1 protein-coding gene and 1 pseudogene are annotated in these 3,083 nt (G+C 71.9%); one reads left to right on the top strand and one right to left on the bottom strand.

Features of this window, described 5'->3' with window-relative positions; genetic code table 11:
• A pseudogene (locus tag PV363_RS16815) lies at nt 1-881 on the bottom strand (CCA tRNA nucleotidyltransferase); the annotation flags it as partial.
• A 61-nt stretch (nt 882-942) separates the two neighbouring features.
• Here PV363_RS16815 and PV363_RS16810 point away from each other — a divergent pair.
• Nucleotides 943-3,083: DUF6049 family protein (locus tag PV363_RS16810; protein WP_301022954.1), on the top strand; the 2,141-nt coding region annotated here is incomplete at its 3' end.

The raw sequence follows: 3,083 nt of genomic DNA, 5'->3' as shown, positions 1-3,083 counted from the left end.
GTCACGAGGTCCGGTCCACCGCCGGGGAGCCGCACCTCGAGCGCGATCGCCTGCTCCAGGACGGTCAGCGAGTGGTCGTACACGTCCTTGTGACGGTGGTGCTCGTCGCGCTCCAGCCTCAGCGCGGGCAGCTCCGGGAGCACGTAGGCGGCGATGCCGGTGTCGACCAGCAGCGTCAGACCGGGACGGGGGTGCTCGCCGAGCAGCAGCTTGCTGAGCTCGTCGCGGACGCGCTCCGCGGAGACGATCGTGATGCGCTCGGCCATCACCGTCATCGCCTCGACGACCTCGTCGACGGGCGTGAACCCGAGCTGCGAGACGAACCGTGCGGCCCGCATCATCCGCAACGGGTCGTCGTCGAAGGACTGGGTCGCCGCGACGGGCGTCCGGAGGAGCTGCGCCTCGAGATCGGCGAGCCCTCCGAACGGGTCGACGAAGGTGCGGGTGCCGAGCAGGTACGCCATCGCGTTGACGGTGAAGTCGCGCCGGGAGAGGTCGCCCTCGAGCGAGTCGCCGTAGTCGACCTGCGGCTTGCGTGAGGCAGGGTCGTACTTCTCGCTGCGGTAGGTGGTGATCTCCACGTGAACGTCGCCCTTGCGCGCCGCGAGGGTGCCGTACTCGCGGCCGACGTCCCACGTGGTGTCCGCCCATCCCTCAAGCAGGGCCTCGACGTCGTCGGGTCGCGCCGAGGTCGTCAGGTCCCAGTCCTGCGAGGGCCGCCCCAGGACCGCGTCGCGCACGGGACCGCCCACGAGAGCGAGGGTGTGACCCGCGTCGGCGAAGCGTCGGGCGAGCTCTCCGACGGCCGGAGTGGTCTCGAGGAGATCGGTCACGGCCGCGGCGGGATCGCGCAGCGCAGGGGAAGAAGAGGCGGTGGCCATGACCCACCACTCTACGTGGGCGACGCAGGCGCCGTGACCGCTCGCTCTAGCATTGGCCCCGATGACACGCGTCGATGACTGCTCCTCCCGACCCGCGCGCCGACGTACGGCGTGGGCGGCGGTCGCGACCGTGCTTGCTGCCCTGCTCGTGGGCCTCCTCCCCGCCGTCGCTGCCGCGCCGGCCCAGGCGGCGGACTCCGACCGGCTCTCGGTCACCATCGACGCACTCTCGCCGACCGCGCTGGGTCCCGGCGGGACGCTGACGCTCAGCGGTCGCATCACCAACCCGTCCTCGGGATCGTGGAACCGTCTGCGCGTGCACCTCGTGATGCCGCCCGTCCCGCTCACCGACCAGACCGCCGTTGACAACGCGCTCGCCTCGCCCACACCGCTGGTCACGGGCACGCGCTTGACGTCCCCGTCGGCCGTCGTGTCGGCCGGCGACCTGGCCCCCGGCGACACGACGACCTTCCGGCTCCAGGTCCCTGCCTCCGAGCTCCCGCTCACCACCGCAGGCGTCTTTCCCGTCGGCGTGCACGTGCTGGCGACCGGTGAGGACGCCGAGCGTTCGGGCGACGCTGTGGGACGTGCCTACACCGTCGTGCCGTACGTCGGTGAGGAGCGCACGGCTCCGACACAGGTCTCGGTCGTGTGGCCGTTCGTCGCGCCCGTGCAGCGTGACGAACGCAGCCGCTACGTCGACACGTCCGCGCTCGTGGACGCCGTCTCCCCCGGTGGTCGCCTCCGGCGGCTCCTGGACCTTGCGCGGTCCGAAGACTCCTCCCCGAGCACGGTCCTGATCGATCCCGCGCTCCTCGACGCCCTGCGCGACATCGCCAACGACTCCTATGGGCCGGTCCGGCCCAACGGGCCCGGCGGCGCCGCGCCGTACGCCGCCGGTGACGTCCCCGCCGAAGCCACCAGCGCGGCGCAGCGGGCGCGCCTCTTCCTCGACGAGCTCGTCGCGTACGCCGGGCGGCACTCCGTCTGGGCGGTGCCCTACGGTCGTCCGGACGTGTTCGCGATCACCCGTCGTGCCGCCGGCGACCCCGGTACGACGGTCGTGCAGGCCGCTCGGCGCGCGACCGAGGCGACGCTCGCCCAGTTCGGCCTGACCGCGCGCATCGTCACGTGGCCGCCCAGCGGGATCACCAACGGCAACCGGATCAACGGGTCACGCGGGCTCGGTTCCACCGCGTCGCTGGTCTCGCCCGAGGTGCTCTCCGGGTGGTCGCCCGCCGACAGCACCGCACTGAGCGCGACCATCGGCGGCGAACAGATGAGCCTCGTCGTGCTCGACCCGACGCTGGCGCAGGACGAGGGCTCGACCAGCTCCACCCTGGGCCTGCGCCAGCGCGTGGCCGCGCGGGCAGCCCTGGGGTCCCTCGGATTCGGGTCGCGGCACGTGGTCGTCGTACCCGGCGTCTCCTTCGACCCCGGGAGCGAGTGGTCTCGGGCGCAGTTCCACGACCTCTTCGAGCCCCGATGGGTCCGGCCCGTCGGCGCCGACGCCCAGGTCGGGGCGGACTCGCAGGCATGGAGAGGGCGCGTACGCCTTCCCCCCAAGGCCAACCAACGCGCCATCTCGCAGGATCAGGTCCAGGCCGCCGCGCGGATCGTCACCAACGGGCGCGTCGTGAGCCAGCTTCTCGGCGACGACGAGCGGCGCAACATCTTCTACGACCAGAGCGCGGCGCTCGCCGCCTCCCAGGACTGGCGGTCGGCACGCACACGAGGCCTGCAGCACGCCGAGTCGCAGGCCGAGGCGGTCGAGAGGATCCTCGAACGCGTGAGCGTCTCCGCGTCGTCGTTCGTCACGCTCTCGGGATCGTCGGGGCGGTTCCCGATCACCATCACCAACCAGTTGGGATCGCCGGTGACGGTCGGAGCGAGATTCACCTCCGACGACAGTGCCGCGCGCATCGACGACATCCTCCCGCAGGAGGTCGGGGCAGGGCAGAGCGTCACGATGACGGTCACCGCCGACGTCGGCCAGGCGACCACCACGACCTTCGGCGTGTCGCTCGTGACCACCGACGGATCGACCGTCGGGGACGAGGTGCGTTTCACCGTCCGTTCGAGCGTGGTGGGTCGTGTCATCTGGGTCTTCCTCGGCCTTGCGACGCTCCTGGTCGTCCTCGCGGTCGTTCGTCGCGTGGTGACGGGCCGCAAGGTCGAGACGCTCGACGACGAGCCAGGTGA

This window comes from Mumia sp. (assembly GCF_028803055.1).
GTDB lineage: Bacteria > Actinomycetota > Actinomycetes > Propionibacteriales > Nocardioidaceae > Mumia.
This window is presented reverse-complemented; position numbering and strand designations above follow the sequence as displayed.